General features: G+C 64.3%; 10 protein-coding genes. 4 read left to right on the forward strand and 6 right to left on the reverse strand.

What is annotated here, in order from left to right; genetic code table 11:
- Positions 1–7 precede the first annotated feature (7 nt).
- The 3 genes from rpoH to JQ592_RS28110 all read left to right on the forward strand — a co-directional run bounded on the left by rpoH (position 8) and on the right by JQ592_RS28110 (position 5,462).
- Complete coding sequence (rpoH, locus tag JQ592_RS28100) at positions 8–931, forward strand: RNA polymerase sigma factor RpoH (protein ID WP_211406021.1); 924 nt, start codon at positions 8–10, stop codon at positions 929–931.
- A gap of 80 nt (positions 932–1,011) precedes the next feature.
- Positions 1,012–4,194 (forward strand): efflux RND transporter permease subunit, encoded by a 3,183-nt coding sequence (locus JQ592_RS28105; protein WP_211406022.1) that lies wholly within the window; start codon positions 1,012–1,014, stop codon positions 4,192–4,194.
- Positions 4,191–5,462: an efflux RND transporter periplasmic adaptor subunit gene (locus tag JQ592_RS28110; protein WP_211406023.1), complete on the forward strand. Its 1,272-nt coding sequence runs from the start codon at positions 4,191–4,193 to the stop codon at positions 5,460–5,462. The genes JQ592_RS28105 and JQ592_RS28110 overlap by 4 nt, the downstream gene beginning before the upstream one ends.
- Before the next feature lie 67 nt (positions 5,463–5,529).
- Here JQ592_RS28110 and JQ592_RS28115 read toward each other — a convergent pair whose 3' ends face one another.
- From JQ592_RS28115 to JQ592_RS28120, 3 genes are all read right to left on the reverse strand, one after another.
- Positions 5,530–6,117, reverse strand: a complete 588-nt coding sequence (locus JQ592_RS28115; RefSeq protein WP_211406024.1) for a hypothetical protein — start codon at positions 6,115–6,117, stop codon at positions 5,530–5,532.
- 179 nt (positions 6,118–6,296) lie between these two features.
- Positions 6,297–6,530, reverse strand: coding sequence for a hypothetical protein (locus JQ592_RS38370; RefSeq protein ID WP_246820719.1), 234 nt, complete (start codon positions 6,528–6,530; stop codon positions 6,297–6,299).
- Positions 6,494–7,312, reverse strand: a complete 819-nt coding sequence (locus JQ592_RS28120) for a hypothetical protein (RefSeq protein ID WP_246820720.1) — start codon at positions 7,310–7,312, stop codon at positions 6,494–6,496. The genes JQ592_RS38370 and JQ592_RS28120 overlap by 37 nt, the downstream gene beginning before the upstream one ends.
- Before the next feature lie 64 nt (positions 7,313–7,376).
- On the opposite strand from JQ592_RS28120, the gene JQ592_RS28125 reads away from it, so the two are divergent.
- A complete protein-coding gene (locus JQ592_RS28125) occupies positions 7,377–9,032 on the forward strand; it encodes a molybdopterin-dependent oxidoreductase (RefSeq protein ID WP_246820721.1) in 1,656 nt (551 codons plus the stop codon).
- Here the strand turns inward: JQ592_RS28125 and JQ592_RS28130 are convergent.
- The 3 genes from JQ592_RS28130 to JQ592_RS28140 form a co-directional block, all read right to left on the reverse strand.
- Positions 8,979–10,475, reverse strand: coding sequence for a sensor histidine kinase (locus JQ592_RS28130; protein WP_211406025.1), 1,497 nt, complete (start codon positions 10,473–10,475; stop codon positions 8,979–8,981). The genes JQ592_RS28125 and JQ592_RS28130 overlap by 54 nt on opposite strands.
- Positions 10,476–10,566: 91 nt before the next feature.
- On the reverse strand, positions 10,567–13,707 hold the full coding sequence (locus JQ592_RS28135; protein ID WP_211406026.1) for an efflux RND transporter permease subunit: 3,141 nt from the start codon (positions 13,705–13,707) through the stop codon (positions 10,567–10,569).
- On the reverse strand, positions 13,704–14,876 hold the full coding sequence (locus tag JQ592_RS28140) for an efflux RND transporter periplasmic adaptor subunit (protein WP_211406027.1): 1,173 nt from the start codon (positions 14,874–14,876) through the stop codon (positions 13,704–13,706). The genes JQ592_RS28135 and JQ592_RS28140 overlap by 4 nt, the downstream gene beginning before the upstream one ends.
- Between the last annotated feature and the right edge of the window lie 18 nt (positions 14,877–14,894).

The raw sequence follows: 14,894 nt of genomic DNA on the forward strand, positions 1-14,894 counted from the left end.
GTGACAAATGCAGACTAGCCATCAAGTCGTGAGGCGCGATCCTGTTGCCGTGCCGGCCGCAGCGGTGTCGACGCCGTTCCTCACCGCCTATTCCGCCGCCATCCGGCGCTACGAGCTGCTTGAGTCAGGTCAGGAGCAGCAGCTGGCGCGTCGCTGGCAGGAAACGCGGGACCGGAGCGCCGCGGATGAGCTCGTCACCAGCCATCTTCGGCTCGCCGCCAAGCTGGCGCGAGGTTACAAGGGATACGGCCTGCCACTGGTCGATCTGATCGCGGAAGCGAATCTCGGCCTCGTGATCGCAGCGTCGCGCTTCGAACCCGGTCGCGGCGCGCGATTCTCCAGCTACGCGATCTGGTGGATCAAGGCCACTATTCACGAATACATCCTGCGGTCCTGGTCCCTGGTCAAGATCGGGACGACGGCTGCGCAGAAGAAGCTGTTTTTCAGGCTCCGCGGCGAGATCAGGAAAGCCACCGGCAACGTGATGGCAGGCGTTACGCCCGAGGTCGCCGAATTGATCGCCGGGAAGCTCGAGGTGACGGCGCGCGAGGTGATCGAGATGGACGCGCGACTCAATGGTGACATGTCGCTGAACGCGCGCGTCGGTGACGAGGACAGTGGAACCGAGTTGGAAGCCCTGCTGGTCGATGGGGCGGTCGACGCGGAGACATTGCTTGCCGATCACGAGCAGACGGATCAGCGCAGCAAGGCCCTGCGTGTTGCGCTGGACGGGCTTGCGGCGCGGGACCGTCGTGTCTTCGAAGCGAGGCGGCTGACGGAATGCCCCGTTACGCTCGATCAGCTCGCCAAGGAGCTGTCCATATCCAGTGAGCGGGTTCGGCAGATCGAGATCCGCACCTTCGCCAAGGTCAAGCGCGTCGTCATGCTCGCCGCGCAGGATGCGCCACGCGCCGCCGCGCGCAGCGACTGAATTCGTTTTCATTTGAACGGGGGCCCGGCCGTCCTCACCTGTCCGACGATCTCGCGCAATTTTGCTCCAGGCAGGCCACCATGGGAATTGTTCGCTTCGCGCTGCGGCTTCCGCACACATTCTATGTGCTTGCGGCGCTGATCCTGTTCCTCGGCGGCATCGCGATCCGCTCGATGCCGACGGATATTTTTCCGGAGATCCGGATCCCCGTCGTCACGGTCATCTGGAGCTACACCGGCCTCTCGACGCCGGAGATGGAGCAGCGCGTCAGCACCTACAGTCAATATTCGATCAGCGCCAATGTCAGCGGCATCAAGAATATCGAGGCGCAGACCCTCAACGGCCTGTCGGTTCAGAAGATCTACTTCCAACCGGACGTCAATCTCGATCTCGCAATCTCGCAGATCGTCTCGGCGACCAATGCCATCCGCGCCCTGATGCCGCCGGGCATCCAGCCGCCGATCATCGTGCAGTTCAACGCCTCGAGCGTGCCGGTGCTCCAGCTCAGCCTCGAATCGAACAGCCTGAATGAGCAGCAGCTCTACGATTTCGGCATCTACCGGGTCCGCCAGCAGCTGGCTCCCGTTCCGGGCGTGACCTTGCCCACGCCTGCCGGCGGCAAATACCGTCAGATCATGGTCGACATCGATCCGAACAAGCTGCTGTCGCGGGGATTGACGCCGCTCGACATTGTCAACGCGGTGAACAGCCAGAACCTGACGTTGCCGACCGGCACGACCAAGATCGGCGACACCCAGTACACCGTTCGCACCAACGCGACGCCGGCGACGATTCAGGATCTCAACATGATCCCGGTCAAGTTCGCGAACGGGGCCACGATCTTCCTGAAGGACGTCGCCCAGGTCCGCGACGGCGCCCAGGTCCAGCAGAACATCGTGCGCGAGGACGGCCATCGCGCCGTCCTGCTCAGCGTCATCAAGAACGGCAATGCCTCCACGCTCGCTGTCGTCAACGGCGTGAAAGCGGCCCTGACGTCGATCCGCGCGTCGGCGCCGGCGGGGCTGAAGATCAACGAGCTGTTCGACCAGTCGATCTTCGTCACTCATTCGGTCGACGGCGTGCTGCGCGAAGGCGCGATCGCGGCCGGCCTGACGGCACTGATGATCCTGGTGTTCCTGGGATCGTGGCGGTCGACGCTGGTCGTCCTGATCTCGATCCCGCTGGCGATGCTGTCCTCGCTGATCGTCCTGCATTTCCTCGGCGAGACCCTCAACACGATGACGCTCGGCGGCCTTGCCCTTGCGGTCGGTATCCTCGTCGACGATTCGACCGTAACGATCGAGAATACGCACCGGCTCTGGACCGAGGAGGGCATGCCGCTACCGGACGCCACCCTGCACGGAGCCGCCGAGATCGCGGTGCCGACGCTGGTCTCGACACTCGCGATCAGTTGCGTGTTCACCTCGGTCGTGTTCCTGGAGGGCCCGGCCAAATACCTGTTCACGCCGCTCGGCCTCGCTGTGGTGTTCGCGATGCTGGCGTCATACGGGCTGTCGCGGACGCTGACGCCAATCACCATCGGCCTGCTGCTGAAGAGCGAGCGGCGTCATGGCGAGGGCGAGCGCCCGTCAAACATCTTTGCCCGCGCCTCCGCGGCGTTCGAGCGGACGTTCGAGCGCCTGCGCGACGGCTATTCCGATCTGCTGCTCCGACTGCTGCGGCATCGCGCCATCGTGCCCGTTGTCGCCGTACTGGTGCTCGCGCTCGGGGCCACCATGTTCGTCTATGTCGGCAGGGACTTCTATCCCCTGATCGATGGCGGTCAGATCCAGCTCCATGTTCGCGCCCCCGCGGGTACGCGAATCGAGCGTACGGAGGCGATTTTCCAGGCGGTCGAGGACAAAATCCGCGACGTCATTCCGGAGCGCGACCGGGCGCTGATCGTCGACAATATCGGCCTGCCCGCGCGTCCCTATAACCTCGCTTTCACGGACGGTTCGACGATCGGGGTGAATGACGGCACCATCCTCGTGTCGCTGAAGGAAGGGCACAAGCCGACCGCGGATTACATCAGAAAGCTGCGGCAGGTGCTGCCGTCGGCATTCCCGGAGGACACTTTCTATTTCCAGGCGGCCGATATCGTCACGCAGATCCTGAACTTCGGTCTCCCGGCGCAGATCGATGTCCGCACGGTCGGTTACGGCAACAACAATCTGACTGTGGCCAAGGAGCTGCAGAAGAGACTCGCCGCGATCCCCGGCGTGGTCGACGCGCATCTGCAGCAGGAGGTCGATGCTCCCGCATTCTATGCCGACATCGACCGCACCCGCGCCGCGAAACTCGGCCTCAATGCGAGCACGGTGGCGACAAACATCAATGTCAGCCTGAGTTCGTCCGCTCAAGTCTCGCCGAATTTCTGGACGGATCCGGCGTCAGGCATCCCTTATTACCTGGCCGTGCAGACGCCTGAATACAGGGCCAACTCGCTGAACGCCCTGGACAACACGCCGGTGTCGGCCTCGCTCGCCGCAAGCGGGCAGACGGTGCCCGGCCTGCTCAGCAATGTCGCGACCTTCAAACGGGGCACTGTTCCGACCAATTCGAACCAGGCCAATGTCCAGCCCGTGTCCGACGTCTATGCGAGCGTGCAGGGCCGTGATCTCGGCAGCGTCGCGGCCGACATCGAGAAGGTGACGTCCACCCTGCAGAAGCAGCTCCAGCCGGGCAATTCGATTCAGGTTCTGGGACAGATCCAGAGCATGCATCAGTCGTTCCGCGATCTCGGACTCGGACTTCTGTTCGCGGCGATCCTGGTCTACCTGCTGATGGTCGTGAACTACCAGAACTTTGGCGATCCCTTCGTCGTCATCCTGGCGCTGCCGGCGACATTCTGCGGCATCGTGACGATGCTGTTCATCACCGGGACGACGCTCAACGTGCCATCGCTGATGGGAGCCATCATGGCGATCGGCGTTGCCTCCGCAAATTCCATCCTGCTCGTGACCTTCGCGCGCGACGAGCAGTTGAAGGGACACTCGGCATTCCAGGCGGCGCTGAGCGCGGGCCGGACGAGGATCCGGCCCGTGCTGATGACCGCGGCGGCGATGATCGTGGGCATGATCCCAATGGCGATCAGCGGACCCGGCGAGGAGCAGAATGCAGCGCTCGCGCGGGCGGTCATCGGCGGCCTGCTGTTCGCAACCCCGACCACCTTGCTGGTCGTGCCCTATCTCTTCGCCATGCTGCGCAAGGGCAACGACGGCAAGCCTCGCCACGGCGTATTCGAGGAGCAACCGGAATGAGTGACGTTCGCGCAAGGACCAATGACGACGAGGCAAGTGACCGCCCCGCGGCGGAAAGCCTCCGGATCGTGGAGCTGCCGGGCAAGGGCGCACGGTCCGGACGCCGTTTCGGTGGTGCGCTGTTCGGGGGAGGCGTGCTCCTGCTGCTTGCGGGCGGTCTCGGCATCGGCGGCTGGCGGCACTACCAGGCCGCGCGAGACGTTGCCGCAGTGGCAGAGCAGGTTCGAACCAACATTCCCGAGGTTCGTGTGGCGACGGTCCGGCCCAGCGGCGACCTCATGAAGGTGAGCTTGCCGGCGACGACGACCGCGTTCGAGGCGGCCAACATCTTCGCGCGGACCAGCGGCTATATCGAGAAGCGCTACGTCGATATCGGCGATCGGGTCAAGAAGGGCGACCTCCTCGTGGAAATCACTGCGCCGGAGCTGGATCAGCAGATCGCGCAGGCGCAGGCGACGCTCGCCCAGGACCAGGCCGCGCTTCAGCAGGCGCAGGCAAGCCGGGAGCTGGCCGACGTCACCAATTCGCGCGACAGCAATCTCGTCAAGCAGGGCTGGTTGACGGCACAGCAGGGCGACAATGATCGTCTCACCCTGCGCGCGCAGCAGGGCGCGGTGGGTGTCGCCCAGTCGAACATCGCTGCGCAGGAGGCGCAGATCCGCGTCCTTGAGCAGGAAAAGTCTTACCAGCGTGTGGTGGCGCCGTTCGACGGCGTGGTCACGCAGCGCAACGTGGACAATGGCAGCCTGGTGCAGGCAGGGTCGACCTTCATGTTCACGCTGATGCATTCCAACGTGATCCGAACCCAGGTGTTCGTGCCTCAGGACGAGGCGTTTGGCGTTGCTCCGGGCGTCGATGCGGACATCCGCGTCCCCGAGATTCCGGGGCGGACATTTGCTGGCAAGGTCACGCGGATCGCAACCGCGCTGCAGCCGGGGAGCCGGACGCTGCTCACCGAGATCGACGTTCCCAATCCCGACGGCCTGCTCAGTCCGGGCATCTATTGCACGGTCGAACTATCGATCCCGCGCAGGACGGCATCGATGACGATCCCCTCCGACGCGCTCGTCTTCGATCAGAACGGCCTCCATGTCGTGGTCGTCCGGAATGGCACGGTTCATTTTCAGCAGGTCTCGATCTCCCGGGATTTCGGCACCACGGTGGAAGTGCGCGCCGGCGTGCAGTCCGGCGACCAGGTCGTGCTCAATCCTGCGGTCAATCTGGTGGAAGGCAGCAAGGTCACCGTTCGCAAGACCGAAGTGAGCTAGGAACACGAAAGATGATGCGGATCGCATTCGTAACGGTGATGGCTCTGCTGCTGGGCGGCTCTCCTGGTCAGGCGCAGGTCGCAACGACCGGCAGCACGGCAATGGATCTGCCGACGGTGCCGGGCGCGATCGTGATCTCACCGCTCACCAGTCCCGGGCCGTTTTCGGCAACGACGGTGTCAGGTGCCCCGGACACGACCCTGGCGCCTGTCCCGCTCGCCTCGGATCCGACCACGCCGGGCACGGTGGTGGTCTGCGCTCCACCGTCGTCATCGCCAACGCCGATGCCGGCGACTCCGACCGTATCGTCCACAGGCCTTTCGACATCAGGCATCGCGGCCTCTATCCTGCCAGTCACGGGGCAGAACGGCAGCTCGATCGGGACCATCTCGACGGCAGCGCCGGCGGGAACGGGTGCGACGGTGGCATGCAGCTCGACGCCGGGGGGGCAGGTGACGAGCGCTGCGTCTCTGCCGTTGTCGATCCCGCAAGTGTCAGCAAGCCCCGCGCCCGGCACGATCCTGGCGGACGCCACTGGTGCCGGCGGCACGGGCATAGACCCGAGCGCCGCCGTCGTGCCCAGCCCGAACAGCTCGGCTTGTGCGGAGGGGGTCTCGATGAATCTTGCTTCGCCTGCGACTGTGTTGCCGGCCAACGCCTCAGGCGCAGCGCCAACGCCGGGCGTGTCGCCGATCCTGCCGCCGGGATGCTGAGGTGGATGGCGGCTCGAACCCTAAAGCGCGATGAGGTCTGGCTGAATCGTCATCGCGCTTTAGGTTGTTGTTTGCGCATGATCTTTTCGGAAAACCGCTTCGCACTTTTCCGGATCATGCTTTAGTGGCAGGTGCAAGACGCAGGACCGTTGCCGTCGCATGTCGAGAGGCCCGGTATCTCGGCCAGAGCGCGGGCAAAGGCGAGTGCGGGAAGATCGATCTCCTGGTCGAACAGGGCGCTGACCGGACCGACGAGATCAAGTGCCGTCTGCTGACGGTTCGATCCCGCCATGATCCTCGCCCAGGCTGCCGCAACCTTCAGCTCGTAGAAGCGGCAATGCTGGTCTCGGGCCACGGATAGTCCCTCGGCGAACAGCACTTCGGCTCGCGAGAGATTGGACGGGTCATTGGCCTCGGGCAGACGGCATTCCGAAGTGCGTAGGCGATCGCAAGCTTGTCCTTCTCGCGCTCGGCCTCCTGGAGGCACTCGGCGGCAAGGGATCTGCTCTGGCCGATCTTTCCCTGCAATAGCAGCACGCGGGCCAGCATCGCCTTGGCGAGGACGCTCTGGTTCAGCAGAAACCACATCTGGTTCGCGCCGCCGTCCAATCCATGAGCCGCATGGTCCAGCGACAAGGTCAGTTCGCGCCGTGCATCTTCCTGCGCGCCGAAGAAATGGGTGGCAGCGCCGATCAGGCGACGGCCTACCGTTTCGTTGGCGGGATTTCCGGTGCGCAGCGCGATCTCGAGGTAGCGTTCGCCGACCTCCTTGGCCTCAGCGTATTGGCCCGAATTGAGGTTGTAGCTCCACAACGTCCAGACCGCCTTGAGCTGAAGCTCGAGATCGGACAGCTCCTCGGCGAGCGCGAGACCGATGCTCAGCGCCGCCTTCATGCGATCCGCGGACCCCGTCGTGTTGAGGAGCGCGAATCCCAGCGCGACATAGAGCTGCGCCTTGAGTTTTGGAACGCAGGTGAACTCGGGGCTGAAATGCGCAAGCGCGTGCTCGATCCGCGCCGAGCATTCCACGAAGGACAATAGCTGCATCCAGACCGGAACGAAGCACACATCGTCGTTCGAATTCTGCGAGAACGGCGGCAAGGCGATCGCGTGGGAGGCGACGTCGAAGCGCTGCACCCCCGAATTCTTTGCGGAGCATACCGTCACGGAGCTCGCGAGCTGGAACGATTACGATCTCGAAATGGTCGGTCGGCTCACCCATCCGATGGCCTACGATGCTGCATCCGACCGCTATCTCCCGGTGGAGTGGAGCGCATTCGACATGATCGGCCGCGAGCTCGGGGCCCTGCCGGATCCGAACATGGCGGAGTTCTACACCTCGGGGCGGACCTCGAACGAGGCCGCGTTCCTCTACCAGCTGTTCGTGCGCGAATACGGCACCAACAATTTCCCCGACTGTTCGAACATGTGCCACGAGGCGGGCCAGAACCCGGGAACCAACAGCCCGCGGATGATGACCAGCCTGCGCAATGCGGCCCGCCGCGGTGCATCGATCATCTCGTTCAACCCGTTCCGCGAGCGCGCGCTGGAGCGTTTCCAGGCGCCGCAGAGCCCGGTCGAGATGATCACGCTGTCCTCGACGACCATCAGCTCGAAGCTAGCCGGCGCGTATAGGAAGGCGGAGCGCGCCATCCTCGTCTACGGCATGGGCATCACCCAACACTGGCGCGGCGCGAACAACGTGCAGCAGATCGCCAACCTCGCGCTGTTGCGCGGCAATGTCGGGCGCGAAGGCGCCGGCGTCTGCCCGGTTCGCGGCCATTCCAACGTGCAGGGCGACCGCACCGTGGGGATCACGGAGGTTCCCAAGGCGGACCTCCTCGAGCGCCTCGAGCAGCGCTTCGGCTTCAAGCCTCCCGCTGCGCCGGGGCATAATGTTGTTACCGCGCTGGAAGCCATGATCCGCGGCGAGGTGAAGGCCTTCTTCGCGATGGGCGGCAATTTCGCCGCCGCCATTCCGGACTGGCAGGCGACCCAGGCGGCGCTCGGCAAGCTCGATCTGACCGTCCACGTCTCGACCAAGCTCAACCGCAGCCACCTGATCCACGGCCGCGCCGCCCTGATCCTGCCGTGCATCGGGCGCACCGAGATCGATATCCAGGAATCGGGGCCGCAGTCGATCACGGTGGAGGACTCGATGTCGATGGTGCATGCGTCGGGCGGCCGCAACACGCCGGCATCGGAGCATCTCCTCAGCGAGGTCGCGATCATCGCCGGCGTCGCCAAGGCGACGCTGGGCGAGCGCACGGTGGTGGACTGGGACGGCTTCGGTGCCGACTACGACCGCATCCGCGATGCGATCGAGGCGGTGTTCCCGATCTTCCAGGGCTACAATGCCCGCATCCGTGTGCCCGGCGGCTTCCATCTCACTTCGACGGCGCGCGAACGCATCTGGGCGACGCCGTCGGGCAAGGCGAATTTCCTGGTCTTTCCGGGTTGCGGCGAGGACCCGGCGCAGAGCGATGACGATTTTCTGTGGCTCACCACCATCCGCAGCCACGACCAGTACAACACCACGCTTTATTCGATGTCTGACCGTTACCGCGGCGTGTTCGGCCAGCGCGATGTGGTGTTTCTCAACGAATACGAGCTGAAGAAGCGGGGATTGGCCGACGGCGATCGCGTCGACCTGGTCACCGCCTCCACCGACGGCGCCGAGCGGATCGCGCGCAACTTCCGCGTGGTCGTCTATTCCTTCCCGACCGGCTGCTGTGCGGCGTATTATCCAGAGACCAATCCGCTGGTCCCGCTCTATGCCCGCGACCCCCTCAGCTTCACGCCGTCATTCAAGGGCGTCCCGATCCGTCTGGTGCGTTCGGCGGCTGCCAGAGAATAGCGGCAGCGTGAACCAGAAGCGGGCTCCGCCATTTGCGCCACTGGTTTCGGCGCCGATGCGGCCTCCATGTGCTTCGACGATCGATCGGCAGATGGGCAGTCCCATGCCCATGCCGCTCTCCTTGGTCGTGAAGAAGCTTTCAAAGAGCCGGCCGACATGTTCGGCGGCGATGCCGGGACCGTTGTCCTCCACGGAACAGCACAACGTCGTCGCATTCTGCGTGACCGTGCTGATGACGATCCTGCGATCGTCGTATCCGGCTTGTATCATCGCCTGAACCGCGTTGATGGCGAGATTGACGATCACCTGCTGGAGCTGGGTGCGGTCACCGAGCACCTGCGGCGCGGCGGGATCAGGCCGGTGCAGGATCGCGACGCCGCGTGATTCCATCTCGTGTCGCAGGAACAGAAGCGCTTCGCGAATGATCTCGTCGAACGACAGGCAGGCCTGCTCCGGAGCTTTCCGCGAGGCCATGCCGTGAACGCGGGCCACAATGTTCGCGGCGCGCTTTGTATCCACGACGATGTTTTCGATGGTCTTGCGGATCTCGACGATATCAGGGGTTGGCCTGTTCAGCCATCGTAGCCCGGCGGCGCCGTTGGTGGCGATGGCGGCGAGGGGCTGATTGACTTCATGGGCGATCGAGGCGGTGAGCTCGCCGAGCATCGAGACCCGCGCGGCATGCGCGAATTCGGCCTGCACCTGCTGGAGCTTCTGCTGGGCGCGAACACGCTGTGAGATGTCAATCGTGCCGACCAGGCTGACCTCGAGATCGTTGATCGGGCCGACGCGGGCGGTCGTGAAGAGCACGTCGACGACGCGGCCGTCCCACGTGACCATTCTGGTTTCTTCCTCGAAATTCGTCTCGCCGCGATAGCGGGATTCCATCGCGCGCCGGAACGTATCGGGCCGTTCCTTCCAGCTCTCGGCCATGGAACGACCGACATAGCCTTCGACGCCTCCCCCGAACATCTGGATGGCGCGTTCATTGGCCTCCTGAAACGAGAGTGCATCCATGCAGGTCCGCAGAAACTCGGGATGGCTGTCGAAATAGGGGCCGAGATCCTTGACGCCCTCGGCGCGCAACTTTCGAAACAGCGCGACCAGCCTGCTGGCGTCGAGCTGCCGGAATGCAATCGGCATCCGGCTGAACAAATGGCGGTAACGCTGCTCGCTCCGCTCCAGCTCGGCGTGGGCCTTCTTCAGGGCCGTGATATCCATGATTGCCCCGACGAGCGTCAGCGAAGCGGCCAGAAAAGCGGCGAAAGCGATCGCCGTGAAATTGTCGCCAAGCAGTGAACAGGCGAAGGACAGCAGGGTCAGAACAAGGCTACCCCAAGCCCACAGCAGAATCCGATCCTGTATTGTCTGGATCGGCAGCACGCGGCGCCACCATCGCTGGGGCTGTGCGGGGTTAGAGCCATCCAGGCCTTCGAGCGTCATACGCGAGGTCTACCGCGGTGCGGAACGAGCGTCTTTTGCGTTTCTGCAGGTGCTTTGTCAAAACGCACGACGCTACCCGGCGTGGATCTGCTCAAGCCGATTCATGGCTGATTCCCGTCTCTGCCTCGCTCGTGGATGGGGTGGATGTCTCGGCCCGAGGCTTGCGTCCGGTGAGCCAGTTGCCGAGCCGGTCGAGATAGAGATAGACGACGGGCGTGGTGTAGAGCGTCAGGACCTGCGACAGCATCAGACCGCCGACGATGGTGTAGCCGAGCGGCTGGCGCAGCTCCGCGCCGGTGCCCGAGCCGATCATCAGCGGCACGCCGCCGAGCAGTGCCGCCATCGTCGTCATCAGGATCGGGCGGAAGCGCAGCGTGCAGGCCTGGTAGATCGCCTCTTCCGGGCTGAGCCCATGTTGGCGCTCCACCTCGAGCGCGAAGTCGACCAGCATGATGCCGTTCTTCTTGACGATGCCGATCAGGAGGATGATGCCGATGATGGCGATGACGCTGAGATCCATGTGGACCGCCAGCAGCAGCAGCAGCGCCCCGATGCCGGCCGACGGCAGCGTCGACAGGATCGTGATCGGGTGGATCAGGCTCTCATAGAGCACGCCGAGGATGATGTAGATCACGATCAGCGCCGCGCCGATCAAGAGCGGCGTGCCCGACAGGGAGGACTGGAACGCCTGGGCATTGCCCTGGAACGAGGTCGACAGCGAGGCCGGCTTGCCGGTGTCCTTCTCGATCTTCTGGATCGCCGTCACCGCATCGCCCAGCGCCACGCCCGGCCGCAGGTTGAACGAGATCGTCACCGATGGAAACAGGCTCTGGTGATTGATCAGGATCGGTGCGGGCTTGATGACGCTGTGAACCAGCGCGCTGAGCGGGACCTGCTGGCCGGTGGCCGAGTTCAGGTAGATGTCCTTGAGCGCTTCGGGCCCGTACTGGAAGCGCGGATCGACCTCCATCACGACATGGTACTGGTTCAGCGAGGTGAACATGGTGGAGACGATGCGCTGGCCGAAGGCGTCGTCGAGCGCATTGTCGATCGTCGTGGGCAGGATGCCGAAGCTGGAGGCGACCTCGCGATTGACGGTGACCTCCAGCCGTGGGCCGGCATTGGCCTGATCGCTCGCGACATCACTGATGACGTCGAGCGCGCGGAGCTTCTCCAGGAAGATCGCCGACCAGCGGGTGAGCTCGTTGGAATCGGCATCCGTCAGAGTGTACTGATACTGTGTCTTCGACAGGCGTGCGCCGATCGTGATGTCCTGTGCCGCCTGCATGTAGAGCGTGATGCCCTGGATGTGGGCGAGCCGCGGGCGCAACCGGTCGATGATCTGATCGGCGCTCGCCTTGCGCTCCGGCTTCGGCTTCAGGACGATGAAGATGCGGCCCTGGTTGAGCGTCGCGGTTGGGCCTCCCGGCCCGATATAGCTTGCCACCGACTGGATCGCGGGATCCTTCGAGAGTATGTCGACGATCGCCTGTTGGCGCTCCGACATCGCGGGGAAGGAGATGTCCTGGGCGGCCTCGGTGATGCCGACAATCTGCCCGGTGTCCTGTTGCGGAAAGAATCCCTTCGGGATGATCACGTAGAGGTAGCCGGTCAACGCGATGGTCGAGAGCATGACCAGCAGCGTCGCGAAGCGATGGCGCAGCACGACGCGAAGGCCCCGTGCGTAGAGCGCAAGCAGGGCATCGAAACCTCGCTCGAACAGCAGGTAGACTCGGCCGTGCTTCCTCCGTGAATCATTCTTCAGGAGGCGTGCGCACATCATCGGAGTCAGGGTGAGCGAGATGACCAGCGACAGCAGCAGCGAGGCGGTGATCGTGACGGCGAATTCCTGGAACAGCTTGCCGACGTAACCGCCCATCAGGAACAGCGGGATGAAAACCGCGATCAGCGACAGGGTGATGGAGACGATCGTGAAGCCGATTTCGCTGGAGCCCTTGAGCGCGGCCTCCATCGGCGTCATGCCCTGCTCGAGATGGCGTACGATGTTCTCGATGACGACGACGGCATCATCGACCACGAAACCCACCGCGATCGACAGCGCCATCAGCGAGAGGTTATCCAGGCTGTAGCCAAGCACGTAGAGCACGGCGAATGTGCCGACCAGCGCCAGGGGCACCGTGATTGCGGGGATGATGGTGGCCCAGAAATTCCGCAGGAACAGGAATATGACCATCACCACCAATGCGACCGTCAGCATCAGCGTGAATTGGACGTCGGAGACCGCGGCGCGGATTGTGGCGGTGCGATCGGCGGCGATCGTCACCTTGATCGCCGGCGGAACGGAAGCCTGCAGCTGCGGCAGGAGTTTCTTGATGCGGTCGACCGTCTCGATGACGTTGGCGCCGGGGACGCGCTGGACGGCCAGGATGATGGCGGGCTCCTTGCCGTACCAGCCGGCCAGGAGGTCGTTTTCGGGCGCCTCGATCGCGGTGCCGACGTCGCGGATCCGCACCGGCGAGCCGTTGCGATAGGCGATGATGAGGTCTTCATAGGCGGAAGGCTTCAGCAGCTGGTCGTTGGTGTTCAGCGTATAGGTGACGCGCGGGCTGTTCAGCGTGCCCTTCGGCAGGTCGACATTGGCGCCGGCGATGACGTTGCGGACATCTTCGAGGCCGATGCCGCGGGCGGCAAGCGCCTGCGGATTGACGCGAACACGGATCGCGGGTTTCTGCTGGCCGCCGATGCCGACCAGGCCCACACCGGGCACCTGGGAAATCTTCGGCAGCAGGATGTTTTCGGCATAGGCGTCGACCGTAGTCAGCGGCAGCGAATCCGACGTCAGCGCGATCAGCATGATCGGCGTCTCCGCCGGATTCACCTTTCTGATCGTCGGCGGGTAGGGGATGTTCGGCGGCAGGAAAGGGCTTGCGGCATTGATGGCGGCGAGCACATCCACCGCTGCGCTGTCCACCGTGCGCGACAACTCGAACTGCACGGTGAGCTGGGCCACGCCCAGCGCACTGGACGAGGTGAGCTGCGTGACGCCGGGGATCTGGCTGAGCTGCTGCTCGAGCGGCGTGGCCAGCGACGAGGCGATGGTGCCCGGATCGGCGCCGGGCAATTGCGCCGAGATCTGGATGGTCGGGTAATTGACGTTCGGCAGCGCACCGACCGGCAGCAGCGGATAGGCCGCAAGACCGCACAGGAGCAGGCCGGCCATCAGCAAGGCGGTCGCGATCGGCCGCAGGATGAAGGGCGCGGAGAGGTTCATGGGATCGCGTCCTGCACGGCGCTCTGCAGGTCGGCTTCCTGCGCGGCCTTGCCGTGCAGCTCGCGAACGCGGCTGCCCTCTGTCAGCCGATACTGGCCGTCCACCACGACGACGTCGCCGGATTTCAGCCCCTGGTCGATCAGGGCCTGGCCGTCGCTGATTTGTGCGACGTGGACCGGACGCAAGGCCGCGGTCTGGTCGGGAGAGACGACATAGACATAGCTGCCGTTCGGCCCCTGCTGCACGGCCGAGCCGGCGACAGTGAGCGCGTTCTTCTGAACCTCGAGCAGCAGGCGGGCGTTCACCAGCTGGCCCGGCCACAGCCGGTGCTCATGGTTCGGAAACACCGCCTTGAGCTGGACCGTGCCGGTCGTCCCCGCGATCTCGTTGTTGACCAGCAGCAGCGTGCCCTCGTCGAGCTTCATCTTGTTGTCCTGGCTGTAGGCGATGACCTTCAGCTCTCCCTTTGCGGCGTGCTGCTGGATCACGGGCAGGTCCGTCTGCGGCAGGGTGAAGAGCAGCGAGATCGGCTCGATCTGGGTCACGACGACGAGGCCGTTGGGATCGGTCGGGTGAATCACATTGCCGACGTCGATCTGGCGAACGCCGGTGATGCCGGGAATCGCCGATGTCAGGCGGGTATAGCTAAGCTGGACATTGGCCTGGTCGATCTGGGCCTGGTCCGCCTTCACGGCGGCCTTGAGCTGCGCCACCTGCGCTGTCTGCGTCTCGATCAGTTGCGGGGTCGCATAGCCCTTGTCGCCGAGTTGGTTGTAGCGCGAGAGATTGGCCTCGGCGTTTGCGAGTTGGGCCTGGTCCCTGTCGCGATTGGCGGTCAGCTGCTCGATCTGCGCTTCGTAAGGGCGCGGATCGATCTGGGCGAGCAGGTCGCCGGTCTTGACCGCCTGTCCCTCGGTGAACGCAATCTTGACGATCTGCCCCTGAATCTGGCTGCGCACGACGTCGGTGTTGTAGGCGATCACCGTGCCGATGCCGCGCAGATAGATCGGCACGTCCTTCCCGGTGACGGTGGCGGCGACCACCGGCACGACGACGGGCACCGGGGCGGCCGCGACGGCCGGCTTCTTGTCGCTAGCGAAGAACCAGAGGCCTCCGCCGATCAGGATCGCGGCGAGAGCAACGAGTGCAATGGTGAGGTTCCGTTTCACGGCGATGGTCCTTGTTGT

This window comes from Bradyrhizobium iriomotense (assembly GCF_018129405.1).
Classification (GTDB): Bacteria; Pseudomonadota; Alphaproteobacteria; order Rhizobiales; family Xanthobacteraceae; genus Bradyrhizobium; species Bradyrhizobium iriomotense_B.

Excerpts from the sequence above, each read along its gene's own strand:
- rpoH (WP_211406021.1), top strand. The coding sequence starts at position 8 with ATGCAGACTAGCCATCAAGTCGTGAGGCGCGATCCTGTTGCCGTGCCG.
- JQ592_RS28105 (WP_211406022.1), top strand. The coding sequence starts at position 1,012 with ATGGGAATTGTTCGCTTCGCGCTGCGGCTTCCGCACACATTCTATGTG.
- JQ592_RS28110 (WP_211406023.1), top strand. The coding sequence starts at position 4,191 with ATGAGTGACGTTCGCGCAAGGACCAATGACGACGAGGCAAGTGACCGC.
- JQ592_RS28125 (WP_246820721.1), top strand. The coding sequence starts at position 7,377 with ATGGTCGGTCGGCTCACCCATCCGATGGCCTACGATGCTGCATCCGAC.
- JQ592_RS28130 (WP_211406025.1), bottom strand. The coding sequence starts at position 10,475 with ATGACGCTCGAAGGCCTGGATGGCTCTAACCCCGCACAGCCCCAGCGA.
- JQ592_RS28135 (WP_211406026.1), bottom strand. The coding sequence starts at position 13,707 with ATGAACCTCTCCGCGCCCTTCATCCTGCGGCCGATCGCGACCGCCTTG.